The sequence below is a fragment of the Streptomyces sp. ICBB 8177 genome (genome assembly GCF_003144095.1).
In the GTDB taxonomy this organism is placed as follows: Bacteria; Actinomycetota; Actinomycetes; order Streptomycetales; family Streptomycetaceae; genus Streptantibioticus_D.
In genome coordinates, this window is the sequence record NZ_NSKH01000018.1 from 2,523,116 (window position 1) to 2,536,136 (window position 13,021).

A 13,021-nucleotide genomic window follows, 5' to 3' on the forward strand; every position below is an offset into this window, starting at 1 on the left:
CCGAGTGATCGGACCGCGAAGCTGTGGAGGTGTGGCGGGATGCGGCTGACCCCGACCGAACGTGACCGCCTGCTGCTGTTCGGCGCCGCCGAACTGGCCCGCGCCCGCCGTGCCCGGGGCCTGCGGCTCAACGTGCCGGAGGCGACCGCGCTGATCGCCGACACCGTCTGCGAGGCCGCCCGGGACGGGGCCAGGCTGGCCGAGGCGATCGAGGCGGCGAGCCGGGTGCTCGGGCCCGACGACGTGCTGCCCGGCGTCGCCGACGTGATCGGCGACGTGATGGTCGAGGCGGTCTTCGACGACGGCTCCCGGCTCGCCGTGGTCACCGACCCGATCAGCGGCGCGGGCGTGGGCGAGGACGCGCCCGGCGCGGTGCTGCCCGGACCGGCCGACCCGCCGGTCGAGCCCGCGGTGCGGCTGACCGTGCGCAACACCGCGGGTGTCCCGGTCAGCGTCACCTCGCACTTCCACTTCTTCGAGGCCAACCCCCGCCTGGAGTTCGACCGCCGCGCCGCCTACGGGATGCGGCTCGCCGTGCCCGCCGGGTCCTCGGTGCGCTTCGGGCCCGGCGAGAGCGCCGAGGTGGGACTGCTGCCGATCGGCGGCGACCGGATCGCCGTCGGCTTCGCCGGGCTGGTCGACGGACCCCTGGACGCGCTCGGCGCGAAGGACGAGGCGCTGCGCCGCGCGGCGGCCTGCGGCTACCTGGGAGTGGAGGTCTCCTCGTGAAGTACGGGCATCTCGACCGGCACGCGGACCGTGCCACATCCATCGACCCGGCCGAGTACGCCGCCGTGCACGGCCCCCGCGCGGGCGACCGGGTGCGGCTCGGCGACTCCGGTCTCGTGGTGCGCGTGGAGTCGGACGCGCAGAAGCCGGGGGAGGAGTTCCTCGCCGGATTCGGCAAGACCGCCCGCGACGGACTGCACCTGAAGGCCGCCGCCGTCCGCGACACCTGCGACGTGGTCATCAGCAACGTCCTGGTGATCGACGCCGCGCAGGGCATCCGCAAGGTCTCCATCGGCATCCGCGAGGGCCGCATCCACGCCATCGGGCGGGCCGGCAACCCCGACACGCTCGACGGGGTGGACGTGGTCGTCGGCACCGGCACCACCATCGTCCCCGGCGAGGGCATGATCGCCACCGCGGGAGCCGTCGACACCCACGTCCACCTGCTGTCGCCGCGCGTGATGGAGGCCTCGCTCGCCTCCGGGGTGACCACGATCATCGGCCAGGAGTTCGGCCCGGTCTGGGGCGTCGGTGTCAACTCGCCCTGGGCGCTGCGCCACGCGTTCGGCGCCTTCGACGCCTGGCCGGTCAACATCGGCTTCCTGGCCCGCGGTTCCTCCTCCCACCCGGCGCCGCTGGTCGAGGCGCTGGCCGAGGGCGGCGCCTGCGGCTTCAAGGTGCACGAGGACATGGGCGCGCACGCCCGCGCGCTCGACACCGCGCTGCGCGTCGCCGAGGACCACGACGTCCAGGTCGCCCTGCACAGCGACGGCCTCAACGAGTGCCTGACCGTGGAGGACACCCTGCGGGTGCTGGACGGCCGCACCATCCACGCCTTCCACATCGAGGGCTGCGGCGGCGGTCACGTCCCCAACGTGCTGAAGATGGCGGGCGTCCGCAACGTCATCGGCTCGTCCACCAACCCCACCCTGCCGTTCGGCCGCGACGCGGTCGCCGAGCACTACGGGATGATCGTCTCCGTCCACGATCTCAAGCCCGACCTGCCCGGCGACGCCGCGATGGCCCGCGACCGCATCAGGGCCGGCACCATGGGCGCCGAGGACGTGCTGCACGACCTGGGCGCGATCGGCATCACCTCCTCCGACGCCCAGGGCATGGGCCGCGCGGGCGAGACGGTCCGCCGCACCCTCCAGATGGCCGCCAAGATGAAGGCCGAGCTGGGGCCGATGGAGGGCGACGGGCCGCACGACGACAACGCCCGCGTCCTGCGCTACATCGCCAAACTGACCATCAACCCGGCCATCGCGCACGGCCTGTCCCACGAGATCGGCTCGATCGAGGTCGGCAAGCTCGCCGACATCGTGCTGTGGTCGCCGCGGTACTTCGGCGCCAAGCCGCAGCTCGTGCTGAAGTCCGGCTTCCCCGCGTACGGCGTCACCGGCGACCCCAACGCGGCCACCGACACCTGCGAACCGCTGGTGCTGGGACCGCAGTTCGGCTCCTACGGGGCCACCGCCGCCGACATCTCGGTGGCCTTCGTGGCGGGCGCCGCGGCCGAGAGCGGCGACGACCGGATGCCGACCCGCCGCCGCAGGGTCGCGGTGCGCGGCACCCGCGGCATCGGCCCAGGCGACCTCGTCCTCAACTCCCGCACCGGCAGCGTCGACGTCGACCGAGACAGCGGCCTGGTCACCCTCGACGGCGACCCGCTGCGCTCCGACCCCGCCGACCGGGTCTCCCTCAACCGCCTGTACTTCCTGTGACCCTCCCCGTGACCCCGGCCCGGGCCGACCGGCCGGCGGCCCCTCCCCGTAAGGAACGATCCATGACCGCACTGCCCGCCGCCGACGGCTTCCGGATGCCCGCCGAGTGGGCGCCGCACGCCCGGACCTGGATGGCCTGGCCGTCGCCCAGCGTCACCTTCGACTCGGCCGACGACCTCGCCGCCTCCCGCGCGGCCTGGGCTGCGGTGGCCCGGGCGGTGCGCCGCTTCGAGCCGGTCACCGTCGCCGCGGCGCCCGGCGACGCGGCCGGCGCGCGGGCGCTGCTGGGCGCGGACATCGACGTCGCCGAGATCCCGCTCAACGACGCGTGGATGCGCGACATGGGCCCGACGTTCCTGGTCGGCGGGGGAGGACTGGCCGCCGCCGACTGGGTCTTCAACGGCTGGGGCGCGCAGGACTGGGCCCGCTGGGACCTCGACGCCGAGGTCGCGGGCCACGTCGCCGCGCTCGCCGGCGCCCGGGTGTACTCCTCGAAGCTGGTCAACGAGGGCGGCGGCATCCACGTCGACGGCGAGGGCACCGTGCTGCTCACCGAGACCGTCCAGCTCGACCCGGGACGCAACCCCGGCTGGACCCGCGAGGAGGTCGAGGAGGAGCTGCACGCCCACCTCGGCACCTCCAAGGCGATCTGGCTGCCGCGCGGGCTGACCGCCGACTACGGGCGTTTCGGCACCCGCGGCCACGTGGACATCGTGGCCGCCTTCGCCCGCCCGGGCGTCGTGGTCGCGCACAGCCAGCAGGACCCGGCCCACCCCGACTTCGAGGTCTCCCGCGAGGTCATCGGCAGGCTGCGGGCCTCCACCGACGCCCGGGGCCGCGCGCTGGAGGTCGTCGAGCTGCCCGCCCCCACCGTGCTCGAAGCCGACGGCGAATGGGTCGACTACTCTTACGTCAACCACTACCTGTGCAACGGCGGCGTCGTGCTGTGCGCCTTCGACGACCCGGCGGACGAACGGAACGCGGAGATCTTCGCGAAGCTGTTCCCCGAGCGCGAGGTGGTCCTCGTCGACGCGCGTGAGATCTTCGCGCACGGTGGCGGCATCCACTGCATAACCCAGCAGCAGCCCCTGGTGTGAGGACGCCGGGGCGGCGAACCCGAAAGGTCCGGCCTTGTCAGCACCGGCCGCCCGCCCGAGGCGACGCATGAAGCAGCCGCGCGAACAGGTGATGGCCGCCGCCATGGCGGCCATCGCCGACCGCGGGCTCGCCGAGCTGACCATCGCCGGGCTCGGCCGCGAGGTCGGCATGAGCAGCGGCCACATCCTGTACTACTTCGGCAGCAAGGACGAACTGCTGCTGCAGACCCTGGAGTGGAGCGAGGAACAGCTCGGCGTCGAGCGCCGCTCCGCGCTGTCGAAGCCGGTCCCGGCCCGCGAGCGCATCGACGCCTTCGTCGACCTCTACCTGCCGGACCGCCCGCGCGACCCGCGCTGGGTGCTGTGGGCCGAGGTCTGGAACCGCTCGCAGCCGGGCGAGGACGCCCTGCGCAGGCAGCTGGAGCTGGAACTGGTCTGGCACCGCGACCTGGTGGCGCTGGTCGCCGAGGGCATCTCGCGCGGCGAGCTGCGCGCCGTGGACCCGGAGCGCTTCGCGGTACGGGCGCGGGCGCTGCTGGACGGGTTCGGCACCCACCTCGTGGTCGGCCTGCCCGGCACCGACCGGGCCGAAATCCTGGGTCACGTAAAGGAGTTCCTGGACGACGCCCTGCTGTGAGCAACCGGCGGGCAAAGGGTCGGCCAAGTATCTACGCGCGTCATTCCCCATCTGACGCTCGTTCATATCGTGGACACGCGAGCGCATTACCCATGCACCTGTTCCTTGCGGACCCCCACCCCAGGAGGAAGCGTGCTGCGATCCCGCGTCATCACCACGTCCCTGGCCGCCTGTGCCGCGCTGGCACTGGCCGCCCCCTGCTCGTCCGCCGCGTCGGGCTCGTACTCCCTGATCGTCCAGCCCGACCAGGGCATCGCCCCGATCGACTCGATCATCGACTCGGCGGCCAAGAGCATCGACCTGACGATGTACGAGCTGTCCGACACCACCACCGAGCAGGACCTCGCCGCCCGCGCCAAGGCCGGCGTCACCGTCCGCGTCATCCTCGACCAGCGCGAGAAGTCCACCAACCAGGCCGCCTACACCTACCTCAAGGACAACGGCGTCGGTGTCGTGTGGTCCAGCACGACGTACTACTACACGCACGAGAAGTCGATGGTGATCGACGGCACCGAGGCCGTCGTGATGAGCGGCAACATGACTTCCGAGTACTACTCGGCGGACCGCAACTACTCCGTCACCGACACCGACAGCGCGGACGTCTCCGCCATGGAGACCGTCTTCGACGCCGACTACGCCCACAAGTCGGTCACCCCCGGCGACGGCGACCACCTGGTGTGGTCCCCGACCGACTCGCAGAACCAGCTGGTCGCCCTCATCAACGGCGCCACCCAGAACCTCTACGTGGAGAACCAGGAACTGACCGACACCGCCGTCGTCAACGCCCTGGCCGCTGCCGCCAAGCGCGGGGTCGCCGTCGAACTGGTCATGACCAACGACGCGAACCAGTACTCCAGCGAGTTCGACACCCTCACCTCGGCCGGCGCCAAGGTCAGCACCTACGCGGAGGACGCCCCGCTGTACATCCACGCCAAGGCGATCGTCGCCGACCACGGCACCTCGTCGGAGAAGGTCTTCGTGGGCTCGGAGAACTTCACCAGCACCTCGCTCAACGAGAACCGCGAGCTGGGGATCATCCTGCAGAACAGCACCATCGGCGACGGCGTCGAGACCGTGATCGCCAAGGACTTCGCCGGCGGCACGGCCTGGACGTCCTGAGACCCGGCGCGCGCCACGGCCGCCGGGCCGTGGCCCCGAACCGGGCCCAACCGGTCGGCATGACCGCATTCTGAGACGAGAGGTCCAGCGGGGGCGGTCGTATGGCAGACTGCCCCCGTGTCCTCCGCCACGATTATTGGCTAGGCGCGCCGGTCCGCAGTGACCCCCACCGCGTACAACCTCACCGCGGCGGGGACACCGTGCCCCAGACCCGCGCGCAGACCTCTCGCACCCGCGAGAGGTTTTTTCGTTTTCCGGCCATCCCGCCGGGCGGCGAGCGCGAGGCGACGGGGGCAAGTGGCATCGGGTCAACGACATACGCAGCCACCCGAGACATCCACGTCACCCGACAGGAGCCCACGACCATGACGGCCGTACCCGACGACAGCTTCCACGTCTTCGACACGACGTTGCGCGACGGCGCCCAGCGCGAGGGCATCAACCTGACCGTGGCCGACAAGCTGGCCATCGCCCGCCACCTGGACGAGTTCGGCGTCGGCTTCATCGAGGGCGGCTGGCCGGGGGCCAACCCCCGCGACACCGAGTTCTTCGAGCGGGCCCGCGCCGAGATCGACTTCCGGCACGCCGTCCTGGTCGCCTTCGGCGCCACCCGCAAGCCGGGCGTGCGCGCCGAGGACGACCCGCAGGTGCGGGCGCTGCTGGACTCGGGCGCCCCGGTGATCACCCTGGTCGCCAAGTCGCACGACCGCCACGTGGAACTCGCCCTGCGCACCACGCTGGAGGAGAACCTCGCGATGGTCCGCGACACCGTGACCCACCTGCGCGAGCAGGGCCGCCGGGTCTTCGTGGACTGCGAGCACTTCTTCGACGGCTACCGGGCCAACCCCGAGTACGCCAAGGCCGTGGTCCGCGCCGCGCACGAGGCGGGCTCCGAAGTCGTCGTGCTGTGCGACACCAACGGCGGCATGCTGCCCGCCCAGGTCTCCGCTGTCGTGCGCACCGTGCTCACCGACACCGGCGCCCGCCTCGGCATCCACGCCCAGGACGACACCGGGTGCGCCGTCGCCAACACCCTCGCCGCGGTCGACGCGGGCGCCACCCACGTGCAGTGCACCGCCAACGGCTACGGCGAGCGGGTCGGCAACTCCAACCTCTTCCCCGTCGTCGCCGCCCTGGAGCTGAAGTACGACCGCCGGGTGCTGCCCGAGGGCGCGCTCGGCGAGATGACCCGCATCTCGCACGCCATCGCCGAGGTCGTCAACCTCACGCCCTCCACCCACCAGCCGTACGTGGGCGTCTCGGCGTTCGCCCACAAGGCGGGGCTGCACGCCTCCGCGATCAAGGTCGACCCCGACCTCTACCAGCACATCGACCCCGAACTCGTGGGCAACACCATGCGGATGCTGGTCTCCGACATGGCCGGCCGCGCCTCCATCGAACTCAAGGGCAAGGAACTGGGCTACGACCTGTCCGGCGACCGCGCGCTGGCCGGACGCGTCGTGGAACGCGTCAAGGAACGCGAACTGGCCGGCTACACCTACGAGGCCGCCGACGCCTCCTTCGAACTGCTGCTGCGCGACGAGGTCGCGGGCGGCGCCGCGCGCTTCTTCCGCGTCGAGTCCTGGCGGGCCATCGTGGAGCAGCGCCCGGACGGCGCCCAGGTCAACGAGGCCACCGTGAAGCTGTGGGCCAAGGGCGAGCGCATCGTCGCCACCGGCGAGGGCAACGGCCCGGTCGACGCCCTCGACCGCGCCCTGCGGCACGGCCTGGAGCGCATCTACCCGCAACTGGCCCGCATGGAGCTGGTCGACTACAAGGTCCGCATCCTCGAAGGCCGCCACGGCACCGAGTCCACGACCCGCGTACTCGTCGCGACCAGTGACGGGGGGAAGGAGTGGTCGACGGTGGGAGTGGGCGAGAACGTCATCGCCGCCTCCTGGCAGGCCCTGGACGACGCCTACACCTACGGCCTGATCCGTGCGGGCGTCCAGCCGCAGGGATGAGCCGGCCGGCGGCGGGGAGGTCACGCCATCGTGCCGAGCCGGTCCGCGGTGACCGGCTCGGCGTACGGCTCGCCCGCCGTCCAGCGCTCCAGCTCGTCCAGTGCCGCGTGCGCCAGGCGGGACAGCTCGGTGCCAAGGGAGCCGGCGATGTGCGGGGTCAGCAGCACGTTCGGCAGGTCGTACAGCGGGGAGCCGGCGGGCGGCACCTCGGGCTCGGTGTGGTCCAGCACGGCGTACAGCCTGCCGCTCACCAGCTCCTCCGTGAGGGCGCCGGTGTCCACCAGCGAGCCGCGCGCGGTGTTGACCAGCGTCGCGCCGTCCCGCATCGACGCCAGCAGCTCCCGCCCGAACATGCCACGTGTGGACGGCAGTTGGGGTGCGTGCAGGGTCACCACGTCGCTGCGCCGGACCAGTTCGGCCAGCCCCACCGACTCCGCGCCCGGCACCCCGGTCACGTACGGGTCGTACACCAGCACCCGCAGGTCGAACGGCCGCAGCAGCTCGATCACCTTGCGCCCGATGCGCGAGGCGCCCACCACGCCGACCGTGCGGCCGTGGTTGCCGAGCCCGGCGAACGCGCGCAGCGTGTCCGGCGCGGCCCTGCGCTCGCGGTAGGCGGCCGCCGTGCTCATGACCCGTTTGCCGGAGAAGAGGATCGCCGCGAGGGTGAACTCCGCGACCGCGACCGCGTTGGCCGACGCCACGCAGCACACCGCCAGGCCGCGCTCCCAGCACGCCTCGGTGACGTGTCCCTTGACGCTGCCCGCCGCGTGCACCACGGTCCGCAGCCGCGGCATGCGCGCCAGCGCCGCGGCGGTCAGCGGCGGGCACCCCCAGCAGGTCAGCAGCGCCTCGGCGGCGGCGAGCCGTTCGGCGTGCGCGGAATCGGCGAAGTCGGCCACGGCGACGGCCGGTTCGGCGTCCGCCAGCGTCAGCAGCCGGGCGCGCGCGGCCTCGTCGAGCAGCGCGTCCCGCACGTCGGGCGCCATCGCCAGCACGACTCTCGGCCGCCGCCCCGTCCCACCCATGCCCGCCCGCCCCCAACCCGTCCCGTCCACCGTCCGCGAAGTCTGCCCGCCACGCCGAACTTGCCACTCCTGCCCGCATCGTCGCAGGTTCGGTGACCAACGGCACACATACCAGCCAGTAGCGTCACCGCGGGCTCGCTCTAGAGTGAGGGCCGGGTGGCGCCGCCGGGACGGCGGCGACCCTCACACCCCTCGATCCGACCAGGGAGACTGCATGCGCTCTCCGAAGGACTTCTTCCGGCCGCTGGCGGTCGGCGCCCCCGCCCCGGTACGCGAAGTGCCGTTCCGGCCGTCCCGGATGATCCACTTCTTCGATCCCGGCAACGAGAAGATGGCGGCCAAGGTCCCGGCCATCGCGCCCACCGTGGACGTGCTGCTGGGCAATCTGGAGGACGCGGTCGCCGCCGACCGCAAGGAGGCCGCCCGGACCGGTCTGGTGCGCATCGCCAAGGACACCGACTTCGGCGACACCCAGCTGTGGACCCGCGTCAACAGCCTCGACTCGCCCTGGGCGCTGGACGACCTGATCACCCTGGTCACCGAGATCGGCGACAGGCTCGACGTGATCATGGTGCCCAAGGTCGAGGGCGCCCAGGACATCCACTACGTCGACCGGCTGCTCGCCCAGCTGGAGGCCAAGGCGGGCGTGACCCGGCCGATCCTGGTGCACGCCATCCTGGAGACCGCCACCGGCGTCGCCAACGTCGAGGAGATCGCCGGGGCCAGCCCGCGCATGCAGGGCATCTCGCTGGGTCCCGCCGACCTCGCCGCCAGCCGCCGGATGAAGACCACCCGCGTCGGCGGCGGCCACCCCGGCTACCTGGTGCGCGAGGACCCGCACGCCGACGAGGTCGCCCCGCGTGCCACGTTCCAGCAGGACCTGTGGCACTACACCATCGCCCGCATGGTCGACGCCTGCGCCGCGCACGGGATCCTGCCGTACTACGGCCCGTTCGGCGACATCAAGGACACCACCGCCTGCGAGGACCAGTTCCGCAACGCCTTCCTGCTCGGCTGCGTCGGCGCCTGGAGCCTGCACCCGGTGCAGATCGACATCGCCAAGCGGGTCTTCTCGCCCGCCCCCGCCGACGTCGCCTGGGCGCGCAAGGTCATCGCCGCCATGGGGGACGGCACCGGCGCGGTGATGATCGACGGCAAGATGCAGGACGACGCGACCTACAAGCAGTGCCAGGTCGTCGCCTCACTCGCGGACGCCCTCGCCGCCCGCGACCCCGAACTGCGCGACGCCTACGCCGCCGCCGAGAAGGAGACCCCGGCATGACCGACGCCGCGCCGCGCCCGCGCCGCTCCGTGCTCTACATGCCCGGGGCCAACGAACGCGCCCTGGAGAAGGCCAGGACGCTGCCCGTCGACGGGCTCATCCTCGACCTGGAGGACGCCGTCGCCCCCGACGCCAAGGCCGACGCCCGCAAGCGGGTCGCCGCCGCGGCGGCCTCCGGCGAGTACGGCCACCGCGAGGTGACCATCCGGGTCAACGGCCCCGGCACCGCCTGGCACGACGACGACCTGCGGGCGGCCGCCGAGGCCGGACCCGACGCGGTCGTGGTGCCCAAGGTGGAGTCCGCCGCCACCGTCGTCGCCGTCGAACGAGCCCTGGAGGCGGCCGGCGCCCCGGACCGCACCGCGATCTGGGCGATGGTGGAGACCCCCCGGGCCATGCTGGACGCCCGCGAGGTGGCCGCCGCGAGCGAACGGCTCACGGTGCTGGTGATGGGCACCAACGACCTCGCCAAGGAACTGCGGGCCGAGCACGTCCCGGGCCGCGCCCCGCTGCTGACCGGCCTGTCGCTTGCGCTGCTGGCGGCGCGCGAGACCGGGCGGGCCATCCTGGACGGTGTCTACAACGACGTGAAGGACCTCGAAGGCTTCGAGGCGGAGTGCGTCCAGGGCCGCCAGTTCGGCTTCGACGGCAAGACGCTGATCCACCCGGCGCAGGTGGAGCCCTGCAACCGCCTGTTCGCCCCCTCGCCCGAGCAGGTCGAGCGCTCCCGGCGGATCATCGAGGCCTTCGACGCCGCGACCCGCGAGGGCCGGGGCGTGGTCACGGTGGACGGCCGCATGATCGAGAACCTCCACGTGGAGGAGGCCCGGCGGATCCTCGCGCTGGCCGCGGCCGTGGAAGGCCGCTGAGCCGGGGCCGCGAGGCGCTGGAGCCAGGGCGCCGGACGGTCCGCGTGCGGGCCGAACGGGTGCCGCGCCACTCGGGCAGTTGCGTGGCGACCACCCAAAGATCCGGCTCGCCGGTGGTGCGGTCGCTACAAAGCGAAGGACCTCGTGTGCATCACACGAGGTCCTTTCGCTACGTCCGACTGTGGGGTTCCTCCATGAACTCGCTCCCGACAGTGTGAGAACTCAACGCCGAGAATGACCACCTCACGCTCGTAAGGTCGATACATGACCGTTGTGGACGAGGTGCCGACCGGAGCGAGTGACACGCGCGGGCGGGTGGCGGAGTTGCACGACATCCGGCAGCGGGCGCGGCGCGGACCGAGCGACCGGGCGACCGAGGCGCAGCACGCCAAGGGCAAGCTCACCGCTCGCGAGCGCATCGAGCTGCTGCTCGACGAGGGCTCGTTCACCGAGATGGAGCCGCTGCGCAGGCACCGGGCCACCGGTTTCGGCCTGGAGGCGAAGAAGCCGTACACCGACGGCGTGATCACCGGCTGGGGCACCGTCCACGGCCGCACGGTCTTCGTCTACGCGCACGACTTCCGCATCTTCGGCGGCGCGCTCGGCGAGGCGCACGCCCAGAAGATCCACAAGATCATGGACAAGGCGATCGCCGCCGGGGCCCCGCTGGTCTCGCTCAACGACGGCGCCGGCGCCCGCATCCAGGAGGGCGTCTCCGCGCTCGCCGGCTACGGCGGCATCTTCCAGCGCAACACCCGCGCCTCCGGTGTCATCCCGCAGATCAGCGTGATGCTCGGCCCCTGCGCGGGCGGCGCGGCGTACTCCCCGGCGCTGACCGACTTCGTCTTCATGGTCCGCGAGACCTCGCAGATGTTCATCACGGGACCCGACGTGGTGCAGGCGGTGACCGGCGAGAAGGTCTCGCAGAACGGACTGGGCGGCGCGGACGTGCACGCCGAGACCTCCGGCGTGTGCCACTTCGCCTACGACGACGAGCAGTCGTGCATCGAGGAGGTGCGCTACCTGCTCTCGCTCCTGCCGCAGAACAACCGGGAGAACCCGCCCACCGCCGAGACCAACGACCCTGCCGACCGGCGCGGCGACGTGCTGCTCGACCTGGTCCCGGCCGACGGCAACCGCTCCTACGACATGCGCAAGGTCATCGAGGAGATCGTCGACGAGGGCGAGTTCCTGGAGGTCCACGAGCGCTGGGCGACCAACATCATCGTCGCGCTGGCCCGCCTCGACGGCCAGGTCGTCGGCATCATCGCCAACCAGCCCGCCTCGCTCGCCGGGGTGCTGGACATCGAGGCGTCCGAGAAGGCCGCCCGCTTCGTCCAGATGTGCGACGCCTTCAACATCCCGCTGGTCACCCTGCTCGACGTCCCCGGCTTCCTGCCCGGCGTCGACCAGGAGCACGGCGGCATCATCCGGCACGGCGCCAAGCTGCTGTACGCGTACTGCAACGCGACCGTGCCGCGCATCTCGCTGATCCTGCGCAAGGCCTACGGCGGCGCGTACATCGTCATGGACTCCCAGTCCATCGGCGCCGACCTGACCTACGCCTGGCCCACCAACGAGATCGCCGTGATGGGCGCCGAGGGCGCCGCCAACGTCATCTTCCGCAAGCAGATCGCCGAGGCCGACGACCCCGACGCCATGCGCGCCGCGATGGTCAAGGAGTACAAGGCCGAGCTGATGCACCCGTACTACGCGGCCGAACGCGGCCTGGTGGACGACGTCATCGACCCGGCCGAGACCCGCGAGGTCCTCATCCGCTCCCTCGCGATGCTGCGCACCAAGCACGCCGACCTGCCGTCCCGCAAGCACGGCAACCCACCGCAGTGACGGAGACATCCATGAGCAGCGACACCGCAGCAGTCGTCCGCGTGACCCGGGGCCACGCGGACGCGGAGGAACTGGCCGCGATCACCGCGGTCCTCCTCGCCCGTGCGGCGGCGACGCGCGTCGCCGACGCGCCCCTCGCCCAGCCCCGCGACATCGCGCACTGGCGCCGCCTGGAGCGCGCCCCCGGCTTCTACGCCCCGCACAGCTGGCAGGCGGTCGCGTAAGCGGTTTTCCCCCTGGACGCGTGAAGGCCCCCGCATTTGCTTTGTGCGGGGGCCTGTTCTTTTTTGTGCGGGGGCTGTTCCTTTTGAGGGCGCGGGGAACTGCGCGACCAGCCACAGCGGGTCGGTGGGTGGGCCAACTGCCCTGCCACTTGCGGCAGTTGGGCGGCCACCGGCCGGTGGCCGGCTGAGCGCGCAGTTCCCCGCGCCCCTGAAAGAACAGGTCCGCGGGGCGGTGGGCGCCCAATTGTCCTGCCACTTGTGGCTGTTGGGCGGCCACCGGCCGGTGGTCGGCTGAGCGCGCAGTTCCCCGCGCCCCTCAGGGATCAGCGGAGACGGGCCATCAGGGCGTGTTCCACCAGGGTGATCAGGGTGGACTTCGCTTCTCCCCGGTGGCGGGCATCCGTGGTCATGATCGGGGTCTCGGGTCCGATCTGGAGCGCTTCGCGTACCTCGTCGGGGGTGTAGGGCTGGTGGCCGTCGAAGCCGTTGAGGGCGATGAC

General features: G+C 72.1%; 11 protein-coding genes and 1 pseudogene. 10 read left to right on the forward strand and 2 right to left on the reverse strand.

Features of this window, described 5'->3' with window-relative positions; translation table 11 throughout:
• Window positions 1–39 precede the first annotated feature (39 nt).
• From ureA to cimA, 6 genes are all read left to right on the forward strand, one after another.
• Window positions 40–729, forward strand: coding sequence for an urease subunit gamma (gene ureA, locus CK485_RS19815; protein ID WP_109452403.1), 690 nt, complete (start codon window positions 40–42; stop codon window positions 727–729).
• A 41-nt stretch (window positions 730–770) separates the two neighbouring features.
• Window positions 771–2,453 (forward strand): urease subunit alpha, encoded by a 1,683-nt coding sequence (locus CK485_RS19820; RefSeq protein WP_109453293.1) that lies wholly within the window; start codon window positions 771–773, stop codon window positions 2,451–2,453.
• A gap of 62 nt (window positions 2,454–2,515) precedes the next feature.
• A complete protein-coding gene (locus CK485_RS19825) occupies window positions 2,516–3,550 on the forward strand; it encodes an agmatine deiminase family protein (RefSeq protein ID WP_109452405.1) in 1,035 nt (344 codons plus the stop codon).
• 67 nt (window positions 3,551–3,617) lie between these two features.
• On the forward strand, window positions 3,618–4,187 hold the full coding sequence (locus tag CK485_RS19830) for a TetR/AcrR family transcriptional regulator (RefSeq protein WP_109452407.1): 570 nt from the start codon (window positions 3,618–3,620) through the stop codon (window positions 4,185–4,187).
• Between the two features lie 132 nt (window positions 4,188–4,319).
• Complete coding sequence (locus CK485_RS19835; RefSeq protein ID WP_241968412.1) at window positions 4,320–5,306, forward strand: phospholipase D-like domain-containing protein; 987 nt, start codon at window positions 4,320–4,322, stop codon at window positions 5,304–5,306.
• A gap of 365 nt (window positions 5,307–5,671) precedes the next feature.
• A complete protein-coding gene (gene cimA, locus CK485_RS19840) occupies window positions 5,672–7,270 on the forward strand; it encodes a citramalate synthase (protein ID WP_109452409.1) in 1,599 nt (532 codons plus the stop codon).
• Between the two features lie 20 nt (window positions 7,271–7,290).
• Here the strand turns inward: cimA and CK485_RS19845 are convergent, their stop codons facing one another.
• Window positions 7,291–8,298 carry a hydroxyacid dehydrogenase gene (locus tag CK485_RS19845; protein WP_109452411.1) on the reverse strand — a complete coding sequence of 336 codons (1,008 nt, stop codon included), beginning with the start codon at window positions 8,296–8,298 and terminating at the stop codon, window positions 7,291–7,293.
• Between the two features lie 214 nt (window positions 8,299–8,512).
• On the opposite strand from CK485_RS19845, the gene CK485_RS19850 reads away from it, so the two are divergent.
• The 4 genes from CK485_RS19850 (at window position 8,513) to CK485_RS19865 (ending at window position 12,521) form a co-directional block, all read left to right on the forward strand.
• Window positions 8,513–9,580 carry a CoA ester lyase gene (locus CK485_RS19850; RefSeq protein ID WP_109452413.1) on the forward strand — a complete coding sequence of 356 codons (1,068 nt, stop codon included), beginning with the start codon at window positions 8,513–8,515 and terminating at the stop codon, window positions 9,578–9,580.
• Complete coding sequence (locus CK485_RS19855) at window positions 9,577–10,449, forward strand: CoA ester lyase (protein WP_109452415.1); 873 nt, start codon at window positions 9,577–9,579, stop codon at window positions 10,447–10,449. Before CK485_RS19850 ends, CK485_RS19855 begins: the two co-directional genes overlap by 4 nt.
• Before the next feature lie 264 nt (window positions 10,450–10,713).
• Window positions 10,714–12,297 (forward strand): acyl-CoA carboxylase subunit beta, encoded by a 1,584-nt coding sequence (locus CK485_RS19860; RefSeq protein ID WP_109452417.1) that lies wholly within the window; start codon window positions 10,714–10,716, stop codon window positions 12,295–12,297.
• A gap of 11 nt (window positions 12,298–12,308) precedes the next feature.
• Window positions 12,309–12,521 (forward strand): acyl-CoA carboxylase subunit epsilon, encoded by a 213-nt coding sequence (locus CK485_RS19865; RefSeq protein ID WP_109452419.1) that lies wholly within the window; start codon window positions 12,309–12,311, stop codon window positions 12,519–12,521.
• 323 nt (window positions 12,522–12,844) lie between these two features.
• Here CK485_RS19865 and CK485_RS29760 read toward each other — a convergent pair.
• A pseudogene (locus CK485_RS29760) lies at window positions 12,845–13,021 on the reverse strand (ATP-binding protein); the annotation flags it as partial.

Bases quoted from the DNA above. Each gene is read 5' to 3' on its own strand.
- CK485_RS19830 (WP_109452407.1), top strand. From the start codon at position 3,618: ATGAAGCAGCCGCGCGAACAGGTGATGGCCGCCGCCATGGCGGCCATC.
- CK485_RS19825 (WP_109452405.1), top strand. From the start codon at position 2,516: ATGACCGCACTGCCCGCCGCCGACGGCTTCCGGATGCCCGCCGAGTGG.
- CK485_RS19855 (WP_109452415.1), top strand. From the start codon at position 9,577: ATGACCGACGCCGCGCCGCGCCCGCGCCGCTCCGTGCTCTACATGCCC.
- CK485_RS19845 (WP_109452411.1), bottom strand. From the start codon at position 8,298: ATGGGTGGGACGGGGCGGCGGCCGAGAGTCGTGCTGGCGATGGCGCCC.
- ureA (WP_109452403.1), top strand. From the start codon at position 40: ATGCGGCTGACCCCGACCGAACGTGACCGCCTGCTGCTGTTCGGCGCC.
- CK485_RS19865 (WP_109452419.1), top strand. From the start codon at position 12,309: ATGAGCAGCGACACCGCAGCAGTCGTCCGCGTGACCCGGGGCCACGCG.
- cimA (WP_109452409.1), top strand. From the start codon at position 5,672: ATGACGGCCGTACCCGACGACAGCTTCCACGTCTTCGACACGACGTTG.
- CK485_RS19860 (WP_109452417.1), top strand. From the start codon at position 10,714: ATGACCGTTGTGGACGAGGTGCCGACCGGAGCGAGTGACACGCGCGGG.
- CK485_RS19850 (WP_109452413.1), top strand. From the start codon at position 8,513: ATGCGCTCTCCGAAGGACTTCTTCCGGCCGCTGGCGGTCGGCGCCCCC.